Below are 1,089 nucleotides of genomic sequence, written 5' to 3' on the forward strand. Positions count from 1 at the left end.
AAGACGGCAGTGACGAGCTGCCGGCCGTGCATCTGACCTTCCGTATGGTGAAGCAACGGCGCGGTGCCGCCATCCAGCCCCTGCCGCGTCGGGTCAAACGGGAATGGGCGATCCTCCCGGCACAGCTGGAGCAACGGCAACGCACAGACGGTCACGACGGCAGCACGCGCTTCTGTACCGTGGCATCGGCCTCGGAAGTGTCTCAACGCATTGCCGCGTTGACCGAGCGACTGCTGGGCGTGCGCGCCACCGCCACAGACCTGCGGCATACCGCGGCCCAGCGACTGGTCGATGCCGGCGCCAACCAGGAAGAACTCGCTGCCTTCCTCGGCCATGCAGACCTGGCCACGGGCCTGGTGTACTTCGACAGTTCGCCCAATCAAGCCGAGCGCGTCAATCGCGCCCTGGGGCTGTCTCCGATCTACCAGCAGGTGGCCCGCATCGCGCACGCGCGCTTCATCAGTGCGGAAGAACTGGGTACGCTCAAGGGCGAGCAGCAGATCGCCGGCGTGCCGCACGGCATCCCGATCGCCGGCATCGGTGGCTGCACCAGCGGCCAGCCTGCCTGCCCCTTCAATCCGGTGACGTCATGCTACGGCTGCCACCGGTTCATGCCGGTCCGCGATGTGACACTGCATCGCGAAGTGCTGGCGACCTTGCGAGAGGTGGTGCGCTTCTTCCATGAGACCTCGCGCGATGAGGCGGCGTCCCCGGCTTACTTGCAGTTGCAGCGGGCGATTGCCGGCGTGCAAGCGGTGCTGGCCGAGCTGGAGCCGGAGACAAAATGAGTACCGGCTACCTCGCCTACGTAGCCTTGGGGCAGACCTTGGCGGCGCAGCGCGGCTTGGTCTGGACCCTGCCTCTAGAGTCGGATGGGCGCGTGTGCAAAGGGCATGGTTGGAATCTCTCCGCACTCGCGGGCGAGGTGATGGCACCGGCCTACTACCTGAACCATCTCGGCCGTGAGGCCAAAGCGTTGAAGGCCTTGGCGGAGCAGTCGACTGCGCTAGTTCCGGGGCCACTGTCGGCGGCCTGGCAGGACTTGATCAAGGCCGCGACCCTTGAACAGTTGCTGGTCAAGCGCAACAC

The 1,089-nt window shown here is 66.0% G+C and carries 1 protein-coding gene and 1 pseudogene; both read left to right on the forward strand.

From position 1 onward, the window contains the following. The coding region (locus ACYP5B_RS16845; protein ID WP_459570460.1) for a tyrosine-type recombinase/integrase at positions 1 to 788 on the forward strand (788 nt) is incomplete at its 5' end. Further along, positions 785 to 1,089, forward strand: a pseudogene (locus tag ACYP5B_RS16850) (hypothetical protein); the annotation flags it as partial. The gene ACYP5B_RS16845 and the pseudogene ACYP5B_RS16850, both read left to right, overlap by 4 nt.

Source organism: Cupriavidus sp. 8B, assembly GCF_054589115.1.